We start from the raw sequence: 19,768 nt of genomic DNA, 5'->3' as shown, positions 1-19,768 counted from the left end.
TAAATGCCGCCCGACCTGACTGGGGGAGTTTTCGCGACTGTATTCTGATCAGTGATCACTGATCACTGATCGCTGACGAGGGAAACCAGGATGCTTAGAGGATCTGGTGGCGGAAGTTTCAGCCGTCCCGCTCCAAATTCCTGGATCAATCTGATCGCCTCCGCGCCGTTCACCCGCGCCATTTCAAGTGAGCGTTCGAGCGCGGAGATCTGGCCTTGCCAGAGTTCGATGGGTACGCCTTCTGGCTGCGAATTCCTACGCCGCTTCAGTCTGAGTTCCCGGTTCCGGATTTCAACTTCGATTTGGCTGGAAACCTGTGTGGCAAACTCTTCAAGCACCGGAAAGAGCTGTGCAATGCTATCGTGAGCAAACTGATGAGCCGCAGATCGTACGAGTTCCAACTGTTTTGAACGAAGTGCGGAAGCCACTTCAGGCTTCAGGAAGTTTGACATAGGCCTTCGGCCACGGGCCATCGCCTTGTCGGTAGAGGCAGTAATGGGCTGGAGGCATTCGTCAACATCTTCGGCATTCAGGCGCTTCCATCCGTCCGAATTTCTTACAACCCCCGCTCGGATCAATCTCCCCGGAATTTCAAGACGCACCCTACGCTGTAGAGCGTGGAAAAGTGCTTGTAGGGCTTTCCGGTCCTCAAGTAGAGCGCTTCTTTGTGCGTCAGTTGTCGCTTGATCAAGAAGCGCCCTTGCTTCCGAAGACCAAAGGCCCGGCACCAGCTGATCTGGGAAAGGGTCCAGGGTCGCAACCGTTAGGAACGCAAGAGAACCAATTCCCCGAGCTGGGTGACCTTCGGGAAGAATAACGCTCGTCTGCACAACCGGTTTATCGGGTCCGAACTGACTGCTGACGGCTTTCGCATATCCTCTAAGCAAAGTGTCATGGACGACGCTTCCATGGTCCAGAAAACGCAAGGGCCTGGCAGTTTCTTCGCCCTCATCCGTGAACACAGCCTTTCGTGGCGGAGTTCCAATATCTGATCGGCGATATATGAAAGGAATATGATCGGACATCCAATTGTCGCGAGAGGTCGCTGGTAGCTGAAAAGGGCTGGCGCCTGCGCGTCCGGTGGCGGCTTCGCGATAGTACCACAACGTCCTGAAGCGATAGTCGTCTAACGTGTCACGGCGCGAACTCACGTTGAAGTCGTCAGATTTCCCAATGGTTTGAAGCCATGCCCCTAAGGCGCGTTCTTCTCTTCTGACGGGCGTGTCCTGTGACCGCGCGATATCTTGCATCATAGCTGGCGCCGGGCTGGTTTGCGCTTGCCACTCAGAGAACGCTGTGACCGCCCGCTCTGGCGTGTATGGATCTTGCGCAGTTAGTCGGCTCGTCAAACCGGTTCCGTCACCAGCAAGCCGCGCTATTGATCCGCGAACTTTTCGCGACTTTGCTGCTTTGCCCAGCTGGGCTTGAACGTGTTGTAGTTCGTCAGCGGAAAGTGGCGGCATCGGTGCATCAAATATGCCCATCGAAGCAACCACATCCGCAATTGCGGCTTCCTGCGAACCCTCGATAAGGATGCGCCATATATCAACGGTATTCTGCGCCCTGCGCCGGGACTTCGAGCCGCCGAGGCGGTCGATCCGGCCGATCAGCTGATCGATACTGTCGATTTCCCAAGGCAGCGAGAAGAAAATGATACCCTGCGCAACGTGATGTAAATTCAGTCCGGCCTGCACCCAGTCACCCACAAGAAGCAGCCTGCTCTCTCCAGCGAGTAGCGGGGCAAGAGTTTCCTGAATCTCTCGAAGGTTTGCGACGCCGTCGAGCTCACTTGTTGCAGGGCGCCGCATCACCGAAATCGCTCCTGCTAGATCAGGAAAATAACGAGGTAGTGTAGTGCGGAGCATATCGATTGTAGGGTTGTCGCCACAGACAACGATGAAAGCTCTTTCCGCTGCCAAACTCCATTGATCTGCAAGAATGTCGAGAAGTGCGTCGAGACGGCTGTCACCAGGGTCTTCGAGCGAGGTTGTTCGCGCTCGTTCCGCCCTTTCGCCCAGACTTCCTTCCTGCGTTGAAAGGTCCGTCAGAACGGTTCGCGCAGCTCTTGCGCTTCTCTGCAGCGCGCGCGCAGCAGTCCACAGCGGCCCCTTAAGACCTTGCTCCGGATCAGCTTCTTGTAGCAGCCTGTCGGCAATTTCATACCGGGCCCGTTCAGACTCAATGGGTTGGATGCGTACCTCATGGTTTCTGCGCTTAGGTAAGAACTCGCTCCATTGGCTTCGTCCGTTGCGGATCACTTTCCTGCCGGCAGCGGCTCGCAAGAAGCTTCGCGACCATTGCTGTGTGTCGGCGCTCTCTCCAAGGAGCTCGATCGCGGAATTCTCGCGTTCCTCGAGAACATCAACGAGTGTACGGCCTTCCAATCGCGCCAACTGGCTGGCTTCCGGTTCGATCATCCGCATGATCAATTCACGCCATGCCGGATCTCCGAGGCGCGGAGTAGCAGAGAGTATGAGTGCCTGCCTGAAGTTGTCAGAGGCCTGGGACAACATTTGGATCGTTTCGCGTGGCATGGTCTGCGGTTCATCTAATACCAGCAGATCAAACAGAGATGAGTCTGCAGAGATGGTGCGTGTGCCCTCTCCTTGTCGGATCATCAGATCACGAGGCCTCGCAAGGGTAACAGCTGCCGTTTCGTCGAAGCTGTTATCGGTGGCACCAGCAAGGGCAGGCATAATGTGCCCGCGCACCCAGCATTCCTCCTGCCATTGCGACAAGAGGTTGTCGGGCGCGACAACAATAGTGCGATGCGAGGGCTGCTGCCAGCGCAAAGCATTGATAATCATTAATGCCTGGACCGTTTTACCGAGACCGACTTCATCTGACAAAAGGTGACGGACGTGCGTATCACCGAGGACGCGTCGCACCGTTGAAAGCTGGTGAGGAAGAGGATCGGCGGCTACACCAAGAGCTCCGCAAAGGCCGACACTGAGTGCCGAAGTCCTGCGGCGCAGGGCCTGAACTCCATTGATGAAACGAAGGTATTGATCTGTCATACCGTCACTCCGCCGGGCATTTCAAGGCGTGCAAGCTTGTAACGAAGAGCCGTATAGCGAACGGCGCGGGCCGTTCGCACATCTGACAAGGCTTTTGACAGAAGCCGTGGCCAGTCTTCCTCATATATTGTCGCTTCAGGTGACAGCCAAAATTGCACTAAGGTCCTCAGTTCAGCCCTGCCAATCCATCGCTTACCGGGCCGACGGGATGCATCAACGTGGCACTCGTCAAGGAGGTCGACAAGATCGTTCTCGGTAAACTCATCATACGGTGCACTGGTGAGGGATATCCAGCGTGAGTCCGGCAGGATGAGCCGCCTGAACATTGGAAGTAGTGGCATTTCCTGTGCCTGCTCCAATGCCCTTAACCAGTCCTCTGCGGGGCGCGCCATATCAACTTCTTCGAACGCTTCGCGGCCGTTTTCCTCCAGATGAAGTCGAAGATCGTCGTAGGCGTCGATCACGGCGAGATCCAGTTCTCCGCCCATTTCCTCATCCCAGTGATGCACGGTTTCCGTTATTGTAGTTACTACTACTCGAAAACGGTCTATCAGGCGGTCTCTGAAAAACATCCAGTCGGAAATGATTTCAATCTGCGGCAGGTCTTCGCCTGTAAGGAGCCCCAAAGACTCTGCACTTCGAAATAGCGCACCGTGTTGAGACAGAATGGAAAGGTCTATTCCCGCCTCTGTTTTCTGCCACCGGGTACCACAAAGCAGTCCGATCACAGCCGCTTCGAGATGGTCGAGAACTGAGAAGCGGCGCCAATCACTGACCAGGTCATCTGCTTCGGCCAGTTGCCAGGCCAATGTGGCCCGAGCAACATCGGTCAACCCTACGTAGCCGTCACGGGAGTCGGCCTCTCGCAACAGAATCGGCACATTGACCTTTTCTCCGGCCAGTTGTGCAAAGCTGAGCCGGCGGTCGTCCGAAATAACAATCCCTGAGCCTAGCGTCTCGTGCCGAGGGGAAGCAGGCAAGAGTAACTTCAGGTCGCCGTCGTCAGCGGCGTTGGCATGGGGCAAGGGAGAGTTCGGGGTTGCAGTGAGAGTCGAAAATGTTCTGTTTTCGCTGCTTTCATCCAACCAGAGTCCCGAAGCTCGATCATAGTGAAGGTCCAGACGGTTGGGTGAAATCAGAGTAGAGGCAGGGCGAAGACCTTGGACTACCACGTCGAGGCGCACGCTGCTTAAGGGCGCTTGATGTTCGAGCAATTGCGTTTGCAAGCGACGCAGCAGTGGCGAACCTCCGGCAATGATGTGAGGTAGTCGGTCTATTGTGTCTTCGGCTATGGAGATCTGCTGGTCGCCCGACGAAATGCGAAGGCAAACAGGTACTTGCTCCAATGCAACCGGCGAAGAGATTTTTATCTCTAGTCTGCCTAGCTCAAGATCACGTAACGTTGCCTTATCAGGCTGAATACTGATGGAGGCCGGTTCAATATCAGGAGGCTCCGCGACCTCGATAAGGATTGAGTCACCATCGTCGAGTTCGGGCGATGAGAGCATATGCTCTCCGGGAGAAGGCTGAAAAGCAGCCCATTTGTTACCGCGCAGCTCGAGCCAATTCGCAGGGTGTTTCTCGCCATCGAGAATGGGAGTAAGACCATGATTTCGGGCTGAAACAAGGATTGGAAACTGCGCAGAATAGCTTGGAGTAACACCAGGCATTGGAATACCTAAAACACGTAGAGCCGACCGCTTTGAAAGCAACGTGAAACCATGCCGTCGCAGGTACTCGGCATCTGAAACGGTCTCGAGACGACGAAATTCGGGCGAACCGGTTTGGTCGGAGCGAATCCAATGTATGACGGCCGCGCCTACAGGAAGCGAGTCTCCTGGTACTACAGCGGTAGCAGTGTGCCCCTCTGGCTCAACCAGAAAGAACGAAGCCTCTGCAGGCTGTAAATTCTCCAAGAGAATGTCTGCAGTTTCCTTCTGTGGGCGAAGGAAGGTATCGCCTCGGTAGAGAGGAGACTCTGGCAAAATGTCGAGTGGGCCTAGCACGATCTCGCCGCCGGCAAGGAAGGAGCGCAATGAAATACTGTGCTCCGAGCCCGTTGCTCTTATCTTGTCTCCTTGAATACGCAACCCGGCGATCACTTCTTCTCGCAGACTTGCGCTCAAAACAGGTCCGCGAATTGCCAGTTCGGTCGGCAAGCTATCAGAAAGGCTTACCACGAACCGCGACGGTGGAATTTCTTTCGGCCGTGCGATCCTTCGCGTGGAATTGCGGCGAGCTTCGGAAATTGCGCGGAACGATCGGGCGTCCTTACGGACATCCTTATCAATCCGATGGAGTATGCCAGCAGACATCCACCCCTCAGAATCGGGAAGGAGCAGACGCCGCATAACCTCAAGCGCGACATCAGCATTCCTTATCCAATGCTCAAAGCGACGGCTGGCGTGTCCTGCGGCCAGCTTTTTGAGATACTCGATTATCCCCTCTGTGTCCTCGAAAGAAATTCCTGCACGTATAGCTCGCCGCAGTGCGTCTGTAATCTGGGGCTGAATCTCCAGCGGCACCAAAGCGTTACCAATTGGCCATGCTATTAGTGGAAAATGCCGTTCCCAAGGGCTGTTCCCGGGGCGAAACAGCTGAAAATTTTCGGCGCCGAGCTCAAACAACCGAGTAATCGCAACCCGGAATTCTCCATCGGTCTCAACCGTCAGCTCCCGAGACAGAAGTGGCCAGAAGTCCGTTCCCGTGCCACGGTAGCGATAGCCAGTTTCGGCAGCCGCCACTAGCAACGGGAGGTAGCCCCACGCCCATTGGCCTCCCTTCAGTTGAGGGTCATGCTCAATTCCTAGAGCCAGAGCGGCCTTGAGTTCCGAGAGAGCCCGTTGGTCGAGGTCATGTTCTATCGCAAAAACCGGAAAGGCTCCGCGTTCACTGGCTAGATCAGAGAAACGATCAGCAAGCGAAGCGTGGTGATCCTGCAGAGCCTTTCGGAACCACGTCATTCGCTCTCCTATATCTAAATAAAGATCTACTACGCGTTGTGCGGTTGAAAAATGGCACCGCCTCGACGAGAGTGTTCATTATTAAGCCTATGAAGGTCAACGCCAATTCAACAGAGAGCTCATTTTGAACGTGAATACCCAAGAGTTTTTAAACATGGTTGTGCCCGCAGATCTCGGGCCGCGTGCCAGACGCGCGATCGCCGACTTGGTGCGTAGTTTTGTTTATGCTCGGAAAGGCATCAGCCGGATTGCTGTTGTGGAATTGGTGGCTCAGTTCATGAGCGGCAGTGCCTCCTCAGAAGCAATAGCTACAGTTGAGAATGTGATCGATACTTTGTGCAGCGTTCACGACATCGGCTTTGGGACGATGCGTGGTGAAACTGTCTTAGTATCATTGTCTGAGCGGCGCATATCGCTGCCGGATGGCCGCACTATCTTGCTTGGCAGCCATGGTATCGGTGCCGGCAAGGACCTTGATCTTCTTTTCCCGGTGGTAGAGGCGGGCGAAACAGAAACCCTGATCGACTTGCTAGGGGAGTTAGGCCTTAGCGATTTGGAGGGCGTCACCGAGTTGCTGCCATCAGAGGGTCGATGGCCGGCGCCTGTACCTGAGACTTTGAGTCTCGCGCTTCAACTGTGCGGTTCCTTCAACCCTGTGACGCGGGAGTGGTCTTTGAGCGACCTGAATGCCAGATTCCTGAACGAATGGTTCGGGATAGTGCCATTGTTCGAGGATGCCGCAGGCACCCGCCCAAGCGATCCGAGTCAAGACAGAGTCATCAAAGCACTGGGCCCGGCCCGCCTCGTAGTCGAGGCAGGACCAGGGTCGGGGAAAACCCATGTTGCGTGTGAACGCGTGATTGCGCTCGTACAGGAGGAAAACCTTTCTCCCTCCCGTATCCTGCTCCTGAGTTTCACGCGCATGGCTGTGGCGGAACTCAGGGAGCGGGTCTACACGCGACTAGCTGAGCAGCCGAATGTAGCCGCCCTGCAAATACGGACCTTCGACTCTTTCGCCTCACGTCTTCTTTCTGTCACTGGCGCCGCAGGCGCGGCTACCTACGATGCGAACATAAGAGCCGCAGAGCAACTGTTGCGTTCCGGTGACCCGCTCGTGGCAAATGCAATCGGACAGCTTGAGCATGTCATTATCGATGAGGCGCAGGATCTCGTGGGCGATCGAAAGGCGCTTTGTGATGCTCTGGTCGAGCTGCTGCATCCGGAATGCGGTGTCACGATTCTTGGTGATTTCGCTCAGGCAATCTATGGCTATCAAGGCCGCGATAGGACTGAAGCCACTTTCCTCTCTGAGAAGGCTGATACCAACGATTTCGAGAGCTACAGACTGGAGCATGATCACCGCACCAGCAACATTTCACTTAAGCAGCTTTTTTCAGACGCTCGGGAGACCCTGCGGAGTGACCCTAGAGGTTCTCGAGGTACGTACTTCGAGGTTCGTCAAACGATACAGGCCGCAGCTCTGGAGACAGATGTAAAGAGCTTCACTACCCATCCGTCTACGACACGCGGCCTGATCCTTACTCGGAGCCGCAACGCGCTCTTTACAGCGGCCGAGGCCTTGCGAGCGGAGGGCCGTCAGTTCCGTATGCGTCTTCCAGACCGCCCTATTCGGATTGCGCCTTGGATCGGTGCAACACTCGGCGGACTATCAGGGTCGGAGAGGCTGTCGAGGGATGCATTTGAATTTTTACATGGTGCCGTTCATCCGGCAATTGACGAGGGCTGCGAGGAGTGTTGGGAAACCCTTCTGGAGCTTGACGGAAGCGGACGTGAAAACATCCTTGTCGGCCATGTGGCTGAAGCGCTCGAAGATGTACCTCTGGAGCTGCTTTGCGACTATGAAGGCAAACGTGGGCCACTGCTTTCAACGATCCACGCGGTAAAGGGTCGTGAAGATCAACGAGTGATGTTGCTTTTGACGCGTGCTCCATACGGCGACACGGTCGATTGGGGAGAGGAGGCGCGTACTCTCTACGTCGGCTCGACACGTTCTTCTGCTGAATTGAGGACGTCATGGATCCATCCGGACAAGTATTATTCCACGGGCAAGCCCGAAAGATACTGGGCACCTCGCAAGGACCACAGATTGATCGAAATAGGGCTCGAGGGCGACCTCGAAAACTGGCAGGATTTTCTTCGAATGGCGCAGGTAAGTGATGCTCAGCATGTGAGCGAAGCGATCTGGCGGGCTGCGGCGGACGGGGTATCTGCTGAGACGTTCTTGGATCCTGAAGGTAGGCTTCTGGTTCGCGCCGACGAAAGCGATGCCGTCGCAATAGGTTGCCTGTCTTCCGGTTTTGCCGAAGCGCTGCATTCTGTATGCCAGACTACTTCGGATAGTCCAATGCCTGAGCGGATTTCTGGTTTTTCCGTTGTGGGAGCAACAACCGTTGCCGTGCCAGACCGCACGGGTAACGTTCCTTCTATTGGGTTGATGCCTCTGCTAGGGGGCTTTGCAAAGGTGCCTCGCTGGAGCGAAAACAATTTTGGAGAATGCCGATGAACGATGCCCGAGATATAATGCTGGAACGACTGAAAGTCGACCTCATCGGGCCGGAAGCGAACGACGAGGTAATCACCGACAGGCCGACGGACCGATATCTCACCGGCATTCTCTTTGCTCACAGAACAACAATTTCTGCAGAAGAGGATGATGAGGCATCTGATGCCGACGACGCGGACTATGCCGGCACCTCACTCGACGGCGTAAAGGCCGCATCAACTTTCAGGCCAAGCTCCATTGGCTTGTCTTTCGGGGTTCAGTCGCTGGGGAATGGCGCTTCATTGCGTGTGCGGGTTGAAGGAGCCCGTTATCGAGCCGAGGAGCCTGAGAACGAGGATGGGGGGTCCCAAACTCGACGCAGAAAAGATTGGCGACGCGAGCCGCATGTGGCGGAACTCGTTCTTCAACTCGATAAATTACAATCTGATGAAGTTCCGACACTCAGTCTGGCGGACTATGGGCTCTCCGGCGCAAGCCTTCACTACCGCGTCGCAACGTGGGAGGGTGTCCTGCTGGTTACTCTGGCACTGACCAACGATACCAAGCCAGCGCGGGCAAAAAGCCGTGAGGCAAACGAAGAAGCCGCTTTGTTCCAGGTTTCGTTGTCTGTTCATTGCGATCAGGAATGCCGCCTGGTTCCAAAGCCAGAACGCGTGGCGGGAGCAACTCAAGACGACGATGCAAAATCAGCCGGTCTGCTTTACAAGAATGTGCAGCAATGGGCTGTGGGACACACGTGCTCCGCAACCTGGAAGGAGCCGGTCGATGGCACAATCAAGGAGATAGAAACCAGCTGGTTTCCGGAATCGACCGTTCACGTTGTTAGCGCAGCGGGTGATGTAGAGTTCGAAAGTGACAAAGTTCGTGCCGCACTTAGCGCCCGCTGGCTTGCAACGCAGGACAGAATCGAGCTTTGCGAAGCCCTGAATGCATTTGTGGATGCATATTTGGCATGGATCGCAAAGACCGAGGGTGGTGTTGCCGGGCTCCCAGCGCAACTGGCTGAACAAGGTGATCTACACATGAGGCGTTGCCGTGCGGCAGAGGACCGGATGCGAAGAGGTATCTCGCTTCTGGCAGAAGCGCCTGATGTTCTCGATGCCTTTCGTATGGCCAATGCTGCACTTGCACTTCAATATTCCTGGAGGGTCGAGCCCGACCCGCCGGAACTGTCATGGAGGCCTTTCCAGCTCGGTTTTGCACTTCTGAGTTTGGAATCTCTTGCCAATAGCGCCTCTCACGAGCGTGAGACAATGGATCTCCTTTGGTTCCCAACCGGAGGCGGAAAAACAGAAGCATATTTGCTCCTCACAGCCTTTACTATCTTCCTGCGGCGCCTCAGAGCCGCCGGTGATCCGGGTGGTGCGGGGGTGACCACCTTCATGAGGTACACGCTTCGTCTACTTACAATTCAGCAATTTGAGAGAGCCGCTGCTCTAATTTTGGCCTGTGAATTGATCCGGCTCGGCAAGACCGATGCGGGCTTCAGTCAGGTGCCACAGCACTTCGCCACTGACGCACCGATCTCTCTCGGCCTCTGGGTCGGCGAAGGTGCGACCCCAAATAGTGTGGCGGATGCCGAGAGAGCATTGGCAAATAACGGCGAAAGTTCTCCCGCGCAGTTGCGAACATGTCCTTGCTGCCACGAGCCTATGGAGTGGAAACTTTCCGCCAATGGTGATCGAGTCGAAGCGCGTTGTAATTCGGCGTCTTGCGAAGTGGCCCGGGCAATAGGCCCCGTACCTGTCTGGACGGTTGACGAGGACGTGTATCGCGAGCAGCCAACACTCATCATTGGAACGGTGGACAAATACGCACAGATCACACGAAATCAGACATCGGGCCGTTTGTTCGGTATCGGAACACCGTCAGACCCGCCGGAACTTATCATTCAGGATGAGTTGCATCTTATCTCAGGGCCTCTTGGAAGTCTCGCGGGCCTCTATGAAACTGCCATCGACGAGTTGTGCCGTGACACGTCGGGGTATCGGCCAAAAATCATTGGTTCGACTGCAACAATCCGTCGTGCTGAAGCGCAGATCCGAGCGCTGTTTGACCGTAACTCTTTTCAGTTTCCGCCGCCGGGGCTCGACCACACCAATTCAGGGTTCGCTGTCGAGGATCGCACTGTACCGGGCCGCCGGTACGTTGGCATAACTACGGTCGGACGTTCGGCCAAGTTCACTCAACAGGCGGTCGCAGCTTCGCTTCTGCAGGCGGCGACCGACAAGAGATTGGATGACAAGTCGCGAGATGGCTACTGGACGCTGGTAAACTATTTCAATTCGCTACGGGAGCTCGGTGGTGCGCTGGTTCTGATGCGAGACGACGCGGCACGAAGTATTCATGATTATGCTGCGCGCCATGGGAAGGAGCCAGAGCGCGATGCTCAGACACAAATCGAGTTGACGAGCCGTGTTCGCTCAAGCGAAATCCCTCGCTTCCTGAAGGATCTTGAGCGGCCATGGACTGATCCGGATCACATCGACATCGTGTTGGCCAGCAACATGATTTCGGTTGGAATGGACGTTTCGCGGCTTGGCTTGATGTTGGTCAACGGACAGCCGAAAACTATCGCTGAGTATATTCAAGCTACCAGCCGGGTTGGTCGCAGCAGCCGTGCTCCCGGCCTTGTGATTACCCTTTTCAACGCCGCGAAATCTCGAGACCGCAGCCGGTATGAGACTTTCGCCAGCTGGCACCGCAGTCTTTATCGAGACGTCGAGGCTACAAGTGTCACACCCTTCGCGCCGCGGGCCCGAGACAGAGCACTTCATGCTCCGTATGTAGCGCTGGTTCGCCACCTTGTAGACGGAATGACGGACCCGGGAGCCATTGAACAGCATCAGAAGGAAGCAGAGGAGTTGCTGGATAAGATCGTTGATCGGATCCAGCGCATTGATCCAGCCGAGGCTGAAGCTGCGCGCCATCAGCTCGACAGGTTCCTTGATGACTGGTTCGACCATCAAGGTCTTAGTGATTACTGGAGCGACTATCACGATGCGCTCTTAACCTCCGCAGAAGCAGCAGCTGAACGCGGAAACAGAGCGCGCTTCAGCAAGCAGAAACCGACGCCAAATTCACTACGGACCGTTGAGGCGTCGACGCCGTTCATTCTCCTTGGTGGATCCCGCGAAACGGAGACAAATCTTTGAAACCTATTGGAAAAATTCGAAGAAGTCAGGTTCTCTCCGGCAATGGTCCCGGGGCCATTATTGATTTTCGGGGTGAAGACGGGGCGCCAATTTCTGTGGTGGCCGCTGGCCTCGAGTTTTGGGATAAGCTTTCGGCAAAACCGGGCTTGCTTAATGACCAGCGCATCAATCACGAGCCCCTCCAGGCGCGCTTGCAAGTACGCGGATTTCGCTTGCCTCCTGTCGGTGAGGAACGGTTCGGACCGTCCAAGAGGCCGCGCCTGTTGCCCGCATATCGCTTTCCTGACTGGCATGTTTGCCCGAGCTGCAATCTTTTGCAGAGAAGTCGATTCTGGGGCTCTGAGATTGAAAAGCCAGAACTCTACTGCACAAATTGCAGTACCGGCAGAGGAAAGCGGATCAGAAAAGTCTACGCAGTGCCGGTTCGATTTGTCGTCACTTGTCCCGCCGGACATCTTCAGGACTTTCCGTGGATGTCATGGCCAAGACATCTTGAGAAGTGTTCAAAAAGGAAGCCTCTAAAACTGATTGGCGATGGCGCTGGTTTGAAGGGGCTGAAAGTTCACTGTACCGAGTGCAAACAAGAAAGGGATCTGGACGGGGCTCTTTCCCCAAGAGCACTTGGAAAGCTGCCCTGTGATGGAAGGTCGCCCTGGCTGAAATCTGAGGCTAAGGGTTGCAGCCATCAGCCTGTAGCAATTCAGCGAGGTGCTTCAAATGCTTACTTTCCGGTCATTGCCTCGGCGTTAGACGTACCTCCCTTTGGTGGTTCTTTCCGAGATATGCTGGAGGAATTCTGGGATGATCTGATATCGCTGGACGATCGGAACCAGCTCCCTCTCTATGTGAAGAGAAAGATACACCCGGTTTGGCCAGATCCACAGGTTACTGCAGAGGAACTGGCGGCAAGAATCCTGACTTTGCTTGTTTTGCTGGATGACCAAACGGGCGATCTTCGACCCAACGAACATATGATGCTTTGCTCCGGGATTGCAGGTGACGAGCATTTCCCCGAGTTCCAAATCAACCCACAGAGCCTGCCACCTGAGATGTCAGGATACCTGAGTCACCTCGCGTCAGTTGAACGATTGCGTGAGGTCCGGGTGTTGCGAGGTTTCAGTCGGCTCAATGCTGTGGAAGCCAACGATAACAGTGCATTTGTTGCGCCACTTTCGGACACAAAGCTGAACTGGCTTCCTGCTATTGAAGTGCGTGGAGAAGGGATCTTCATAAACTTTGATGAAGAAGAGGTCTCAAAATGGGAGGCGCGAAAGGAGGTTTCTGACCGGGCTAAAGAGGCGCACTTTGCGGCGGAGAACGCCTGGCGAGAGCACAATGGAGACGATCGCCCGTTCCCGATGACGATCTCGCCGCGTTTCCTTTTGGTACACACGACCGCGCACGCCCTTGCGGAGCAGCTTTCACTGGACAGTGGATATTCTACCGCTTCCATCAGAGAGCGGTTGTACGTTTCGTCTGGTCCGGGTGGAATGTGCGGCTTCCTTCTCTATACATCGGCGCCGGATTCCGATGGCACATTGGGCGGGCTATCGCGAAAGGGGCGAACAAGTGAATTGGGACCGCTTTTGGTTTCAGCCTTACGTGATCTGGAATGGTGCTCCTCTGATCCACTTTGCAGCAGTGGGATCCTGTCTTTGTCGGAAGGCTCAGGGTCTGCGGCATGCCATTGCTGCACATTTCTTCCTGAAACTTCTTGCGAGCATTTTAATCGGCATCTTGATCGCGGCATGCTCGTCGGCACACCGGACCAGCCTAAAATCGGATTCTTCAGAAAAATTCTCAACGGGGGTGAGTGATTATGGCCCGAATGTATCCGTCGCAGCTTCCTAAACATGTTATTGAAAATCAAAAACTGTCTTCTGAAATTCGTGTTTACGAGAAGCTTCGCGACCAACTCGCAGGCGACTACAATGTCTATTATTCACGCTCGTGGCATGAAGCGGATGCCGGCGGTGGCGAATTTGACGGTGAGGCCGACTTCATCGTCGCACATCGCGAGAACGGACTTCTTTTTCTTGAAGTTAAGGGTGGGCGTGTAAGCTGTCGCAGCGAAGATGGTCAATGGCTGACTACTGACCGGGATGGATTCACGTTCAGAATTAAGAATCCGATTTCTCAGGCTCGGAGTAGTAAGCATCACTTTCTCAAGCGAATAAAGAAGCGTCTTGGCAGTCGTTTCCTACGAGTTCGTCACGGGGCAATCCTCCCGGGAAGCACGCGACCGTCCCGGGCACTTGCATCTGACGCGCCGCTCGAAATCGTAGCCTTTGGTGACGACATGGAGAAACTTGATCGCTGGGTCGTGCGCCGAATGACGGAAGGGGCTGATGTGCGCGAGGAGCCACTTGGCCTTGATGGATTGAAGGCGCTCGAAGAACTCTTGGCTAGCCACTTCGAACTCCATGCTCATATCGGTGGCAGCCTCGCGGATGACGCTAAGGAAATAGAACGTCTGACCGGCGAGCAGGCTTGGATTCTTGACTCCCTGACTGACAACCATGAACTGGCGGTATCTGGCGGAGCAGGAAGTGGGAAAACCGTATTGGCAATTGAAGCCGCCATCAGATTTGCAAAGGACGGGCAGCGTACTTTGTTAACCTGTTTCAACGCGCCACTGGCAAATCATCTTCAGAACTCGTGCGGAGATCAGGAGAACCTTGTCGTCGCCAGTTTCCATTCACTCTGCCGCAAGTTCGCTGAAGAGGCTTCAATTCAGTTACCTGCGAACGCCGGGCAGACTTTGTTTGATACTCACCTGCCAGAAGCTCTGATGGAGGCGGTGGGTAGCCGACGTGATCTCGGCTTCGATACAATCATTATCGATGAAGGCCAGGATTTTCGTGACTCATGGTTGAATTCTTTGCGACTGATCCTGAAGGATGGAGGAGATCAGCGCTTCTGTGTGTTTTTCGACGACAATCAGCGTCTTTTCACACAGGACGACAACTTCATCTCAGCGTTGCCGCACTCAGCCATTCCACTGACGCGAAACCTCCGGAACACTCGACGCATTCATGCACTGATTTCCAAGTGGTACGAGGGCCGGCGGTCAACTGCCATTGGCCCTGAAGGTGAACCGGTCGGCATCATAGAGTGTCGCTCAAGCGACCTTGCATTTTCCAAAGTCAATGAGCGAATAGCTCGCTTGTTGTCATCCTCCCAAGTCGGTTTTGGGCAGATAGCCGTGCTAACAGGCAACTCGAATGACTTGAAGGCGCCGCCAGGAAAAATCGCTGGCATCGAAACTTGTCGCGCGGATGACCTGGCCCCCAAACACATCATCTTCGACTCTGTCCGCAGGTTCAAAGGTCTGTCCCGCCCCTGCGTCTTTGTAATTGGCCTTGAGGAATTGCGAGATCCTGAGCTGATTTATGTCGCCACAAGCCGGGCAAATATTCTGCTTGAGCTGGCAGGAACGTCTGAAGACATCGCTCGAATAACCATGACTAAGAAAGATAAGGGCTCATAATGCGGGTTCGTCTTTTTTGGGATTCCGCAACGGCATAGCCGTTCAGTTTTTCAGCGACGGCCTAATGCGGTCGTTGAAGCCAAGCTTGGCTAATGGCCGCTTTCGAGCGTATGCCCAAATGATAGGGGCCGTTATGTTAAGCCCGGTTCGAACAGGCGGTCTGCAAGATCGGGAATGCTAGGTACAAGGTCAAACCTACCTTTGTTGATCACGCGGATAGCAGCACGTTGGGCTTTGTATCCGTGTTGATCGCCCTTCTCATGTTTGCCGATCTTGTCACCCAGTTCCGGCAGCGGTTCGCCGGGTGATGCGCCGAACCACAGAAATTCTGTAAGTTTGAGAGTCTCCGGATCGAAGCGAACCCAGACCACACAGCCTGATGGTTTGTCTGCCAACCGGACGTTGATTTTCTGCCTTGCGGTTTTGGCACCGACAAAGCTGGATTTCATCTGTACGTGTCGTTCGACGCCGTTTGCCTCGAGCAAGATGTCATATCCGCTGCGATCCGTATGGCTGCGCAGGATGTCCATTTCGATGCCGCGCTTCCACATCTCCCGGCAGAGTTCACCGAGGAAGCCGTATTCTAGATACTGTTCCCTCAGGCTTGATGCATCGTTGTGATTTGCGTCTGGCATTTTATTTCCGCGTGGTTGTCGCCTCAGTCACGCTTCCCGCGTGCCGACAGTCAAGAAAAAAGAGACTTATAGTCTGTAGATTAAAAGGCAACATTTATGGCCCATACTTGGGATGGACGTTCGCCAGCGGGTTGGCCGCAATCTGAAGAAATACCGCAAGCAGGCTGGATTCTCGCAAGAGGGGCTTGCGCTCGAATGTGGTTTGCACCGGACTTATGTGAGCGGTGTTGAGCGGGGCGTTCGCAATCCGACTGTTGTAGTGCTGGAGCAGATTGCCAAACCTCTCGGGATCCCGTCCTGGCGGTTGCTGGAAGAGTAAGAAGATGACCGATTCCGGCGAAATAAAGGGCAAATTCGATCACTTGCGCCAGACCAGATCGGACGAGCTGGCCTGGCGCCTCGGAAAAGGCGAGTTTGTCTACCCAGACGAACTAGCAGAAGTTTTGCGACAGGAGCCGCCGGAACAGTGGCCGGAGGCGCTGTTGGAACATGTCTGTGGTTTATTGGATGGAAGTATTCGCCCGAAACGTGGGCCGCGACCCAACCGATATGAAAAGCTTGAAACGATCGAGTTCAGGTTGATTTACTCTGCCATGAAACATTGGGATGAAGAAGACAACGACCTGCCTGATGAAATGATTGCGTTTGCCCAGGAGCATTCGCAGAATTTTCATCACACACTCTCCCGTCATGAATGCGCGGCACGTCTGACCTCAATCTGGTTTCATGGTCATGACGGGCATCATGCGAATATCCTGAACCGGATCTCCTCACGTAAATAGTGCCAAATGCCGTGAGGGCTTTGAACAGGGAAACTCTCCATGAATGTGGGAAATCGCATTCAGGAGAAATTACATGTCCAGAACACAATACACACGTACGCCGGTTGATCAGCTTAAGCCTTATGCCAACAACCCACGGACGCACTCAAAAAAGCAGATCCGCCAGATCGCAGACAGCATTGAGGAATTCGGCTGGACCAACCCGGTTCTGACGGATGGGGCCGGCATAGTCATTGCAGGACACGGTCGGATCGAGGCTGCCAAACTCCTCGGAATGAAGGATGTTCCGGTACTATGCCTCGATTATCTTACCGACGCGCAAAAGCGAGCATACGTCATCGCTGACAATAAGCTTGCGGAAAATGCGGGTTGGGACACTGATCTTCTGGCGATAGAACTGCAGGGCCTGCTTGATTTGAACATTGACTTCGACATCGAGCTGACCGGTTTTGAGACGGGCGAGATCGACGTGCTTCTGGCGCCGGAAACGATGGCTGAATCAGAAACTGTGCCGCTGCCAGAGACCGACGGTCCGACCGTCAGCCGCCCCGGCGATCTCTGGCTCATCGGGAAGCACCGGCTGCTCTGTGGAGATGCGCTGAACCCTGACGACTGGCAGGTTCTGATGGGTAAGGACAAAGCGCAGATGATTTTTGTCGACCCGCCGTACAATGTGCCGATCGCAGGGCACGTCTCCGGGCTTGGCGCGGTCAGGCATCGTGAATTCGCTATGGCGTCAGGTGAGATGTCGCAGGACGCGTTCACGGAGTTTCTGAGGGAATCGTTCGGGAACCTGGCAGCGTTCAGTGCAGATGGTTCGGTTCATTTTGTCTGTATGGACTGGCGGCACATGCGGGAAGTGCTCGATGCCGCGGATGGAATATACGGTGAGCTGAAGAACCTGTGCATCTGGGCCAAGACCAATGCGGGAATGGGCAGTTTTTACCGGTCCCAGCACGAGCTTGTCTTTGCGTTCAAAAACGGTACGGCCTCCCATATCAACAACTTTGGTCTGGGCGAAACCGGTCGGCACCGTTCCAATCTCTGGACCTATGCCGGCGCCAATACCTTCCGCGCCGGTCGCATGGACGATCTAAAGGCGCATCCGACGGTGAAGCCCGTCGAGATGGTGGCCGATGCAATAATGGACTGTTCTGAGCGCGGCGGGATCATTGCCGACGCCTTTGCCGGATCGGGAACCACCCTGCTAGCGGCTACAAAGACTGGCCGGATCGGGGTCGGTATGGAAATCGACCCGCATTACGCAGATCTGATCGTTCGCCGCCTGCAGGACGCAACCGGAGAAACGGCGGTCCATGCTGAGGGTTTTGACAGCTTTGCGGCAATCAGTGTCGAACGCGGAGATGACACATGAGCGGCAAGGATAGGCACAGCTACGATGTCGGCTACGGCAAACCTCCCAAGAGCGGGCAGTTTCAGAAAGGGAAGTCGGGCAATCCGCGTGGCCGGCCGAAAGGCGCACGCGGTCTGAAAACCGATCTGAAAGCAGAGCTTGGTGAACGGGTGACGATCACGGAAAATGGCCGGACCCGCAAGCTGACTAAACAGCAGCTGATGGTGAAACAGCTAACAGCGAAAGCCGTGAAAGGCGATATGCGCGCCATCAGCAAGCTCGCGGAACTGGCGATTTCCTTGCTAGGGCCGGATGATGAGATCCCGGTAAGCACATCGCGTCTTTTGCCGGAGGATGATGCCATTCTGCAGCAATTTTTAGAACGGCAGGGCGGGAAGCCGGGGGATGACTGACCGCCAGGCATACTTCGACGCTGTGCTGCGGGAAGATTTCATCGCGTTTCTTTCAAAGGCGTTCACGACAGCCTCTGGGGGTGACAAATTCGTACCGAACTGGCACCACGATGCCATTGGGCATCAGCTGGGCCGGGTGGAGCGCGGCTCTTCAACACGTCTGATTGTTACTATGCCGCCACGCTACCTGAAATCTATTGCGATTTCGGTCGCCTGGGTTGCGTGGCGGCTCGGCCGCGAACCCGGGCTGAAATTCGTCTGCGTCAGCTATTCGGGCGAACTGGCCCAGAAACACGCAGGTGATTGCCGCGCGATAATGCAGACAGACTGGTATCGGCGCGTTTTTCCGGACACCCGCCTGAAACGCGGCGGCGGGGCCGAAATGGACTTTGCGACCACAAAAGGCGGTGGCCGGCTGTCTACCTCGGTTGGTGGCACGCTGACCGGGCGCGGCGGCGACATCATCATCATCGATGATCCGATTAAACCCGATGAAGCCGTGTCCGAAACTGCACGGCGCAAGGTCATCCACTGGTATGCAAATACGCTGTCATCGCGCCTGAACGATAAATCGAAAGGTGCGATCCTGCTGGTGATGCAGCGCCTGCATGAGGGGGATCTGGCCGGGCATTTGCTGGAGGCCGGTGGCTGGGATCATCTCAGCCTGCAGGCAATCGCGGAAACCAGTGAACACGTGCCGCTTGGCGGGGGGCGGATTCACGAACGGCAGTCAGGCGATGCCTTGCATCCGGAGCGTGAAGATGTCGCCCGCCTGCAAGCGCTGAAAACCGTGATGGGGTCAGCGACATTTTCGGCCCAGTATCAGCAATCTCCGGTTCCGGCGGAAGGTCTGCATGTGAAGCGGGAGTGGTTCAAACGGTACAAAGAAATGCCCGAGCGCCAGCCGGGAGATCTGATCGTTCAGAGCTGGGATACAGCCAGCAAAGACGGCGTGTTCAACGATTTCTCGGTCTGCATTACGGGGCTCGTCCGACAGAGTCAGGTTTTTGTACTGGATGTGCTTCGTGACAAACTGCAGTTTCCGGATCTGCGCCGCCGCACTATTGATCAGGCACGATCATGGCAGACGGATATGCTATTGATCGAAGATGCGGCGAGCGGGGCGCAGCTGATCCAGGTTCTGCGCCATGAGGCCTTGCAGGGGGTGCCGACACCAATTGCGCGAAAACCCGAAGGCGACAAGGAAACGAGGTTTTCAGCCCAGACACACCGCATCGAGGCGGGCGATCTGCTGATGCCCGAAGAGGCGCCCTGGCTTGCCGGATTTGAACGCGAACTGCTCGGGTTCCCGAACCTGCGCCACGACGATCAGGTGGATGCCCTGACGCAACTCCTTTCGTGGCGATCGCCGCGCCGCGCCCGCGTTGCGATGATTCCGCCGCAGCTGATCCTACTGGAAGAGTAACGACGGCTT

At 55.3% G+C, this 19,768-nt stretch carries 12 protein-coding genes; 9 read left to right on the top strand and 3 right to left on the bottom strand.

Annotated elements, in window-relative coordinates:
• Positions 1-62: 62 nt before the first annotated feature.
• The gene (locus tag V6N02_RS09660) at positions 63-3,017 is read right to left on the bottom strand and encodes an SNF2-related protein (protein WP_371225372.1); all 2,955 of its coding nucleotides are present in this window, start codon (positions 3,015-3,017) and stop codon (positions 63-65) included.
• On the bottom strand, positions 3,014-5,980 hold the full coding sequence (locus tag V6N02_RS09655) for a hypothetical protein (protein WP_371225371.1): 2,967 nt from the start codon (positions 5,978-5,980) through the stop codon (positions 3,014-3,016). The genes V6N02_RS09660 and V6N02_RS09655 overlap by 4 nt, the downstream gene beginning before the upstream one ends.
• Before the next feature lie 130 nt (positions 5,981-6,110).
• Between V6N02_RS09655 and V6N02_RS09650 the strand changes: the two genes are divergently transcribed.
• The 4 genes from V6N02_RS09650 to V6N02_RS09635 are packed head-to-tail and all read left to right on the top strand — an operon-like array spanning position 6,111 to position 15,149.
• Positions 6,111-8,504, top strand: a complete 2,394-nt coding sequence (locus V6N02_RS09650; RefSeq protein ID WP_371225835.1) for a UvrD-helicase domain-containing protein — start codon at positions 6,111-6,113, stop codon at positions 8,502-8,504.
• Complete coding sequence (locus tag V6N02_RS09645; protein WP_371225370.1) at positions 8,501-11,659, top strand: DNA helicase; 3,159 nt, start codon at positions 8,501-8,503, stop codon at positions 11,657-11,659. Before V6N02_RS09650 ends, V6N02_RS09645 begins: the two co-directional genes overlap by 4 nt.
• A complete protein-coding gene (drmB, locus tag V6N02_RS09640) occupies positions 11,656-13,476 on the top strand; it encodes a DrmB family protein (RefSeq protein ID WP_371225369.1) in 1,821 nt (606 codons plus the stop codon). The genes V6N02_RS09645 and drmB overlap by 4 nt, the downstream gene beginning before the upstream one ends.
• A 2-nt stretch (positions 13,477-13,478) precedes the next feature.
• Complete coding sequence (locus V6N02_RS09635; RefSeq protein ID WP_371225368.1) at positions 13,479-15,149, top strand: nuclease-related domain-containing DEAD/DEAH box helicase; 1,671 nt, start codon at positions 13,479-13,481, stop codon at positions 15,147-15,149.
• A 131-nt stretch (positions 15,150-15,280) separates the two neighbouring features.
• Here the strand turns inward: V6N02_RS09635 and V6N02_RS09630 are convergent, their stop codons facing one another.
• Entirely contained in the window at positions 15,281-15,784 is a 504-nt protein-coding gene (locus V6N02_RS09630; protein ID WP_371225367.1) for a hypothetical protein, read from the bottom strand.
• 112 nt (positions 15,785-15,896) lie between these two features.
• Between V6N02_RS09630 and V6N02_RS09625 the strand changes: the two genes are divergently transcribed.
• The 5 genes from V6N02_RS09625 to terL all read left to right on the top strand — a co-directional run bounded on the left by V6N02_RS09625 (position 15,897) and on the right by terL (position 19,759).
• Positions 15,897-16,103 carry a helix-turn-helix domain-containing protein gene (locus tag V6N02_RS09625; protein WP_371225366.1) on the top strand — a complete coding sequence of 69 codons (207 nt, stop codon included), beginning with the start codon at positions 15,897-15,899 and terminating at the stop codon, positions 16,101-16,103.
• A gap of 4 nt (positions 16,104-16,107) precedes the next feature.
• The gene (locus V6N02_RS09620; RefSeq protein ID WP_371225365.1) at positions 16,108-16,566 is read left to right on the top strand and encodes a hypothetical protein; all 459 of its coding nucleotides are present in this window, start codon (positions 16,108-16,110) and stop codon (positions 16,564-16,566) included.
• A 73-nt stretch (positions 16,567-16,639) separates the two neighbouring features.
• Positions 16,640-17,941, top strand: a complete 1,302-nt coding sequence (locus V6N02_RS09615) for a site-specific DNA-methyltransferase (RefSeq protein WP_371225364.1) — start codon at positions 16,640-16,642, stop codon at positions 17,939-17,941.
• Positions 17,938-18,333 (top strand): DUF5681 domain-containing protein, encoded by a 396-nt coding sequence (locus V6N02_RS09610; protein ID WP_371225363.1) that lies wholly within the window; start codon positions 17,938-17,940, stop codon positions 18,331-18,333. The genes V6N02_RS09615 and V6N02_RS09610 overlap by 4 nt, the downstream gene beginning before the upstream one ends.
• Positions 18,326-19,759, top strand: coding sequence for a phage terminase large subunit (gene terL, locus V6N02_RS09605; protein WP_371225362.1), 1,434 nt, complete (start codon positions 18,326-18,328; stop codon positions 19,757-19,759). The genes V6N02_RS09610 and terL overlap by 8 nt, the downstream gene beginning before the upstream one ends.
• Positions 19,760-19,768 lie beyond the last annotated feature (9 nt).

Origin of the sequence: Roseovarius conchicola, from assembly GCF_041403425.1 — a bacterium.
Classification (GTDB): Bacteria; Pseudomonadota; Alphaproteobacteria; order Rhodobacterales; family Rhodobacteraceae; genus Roseovarius; species Roseovarius conchicola.
This window is presented reverse-complemented; position numbering and strand designations above follow the sequence as displayed.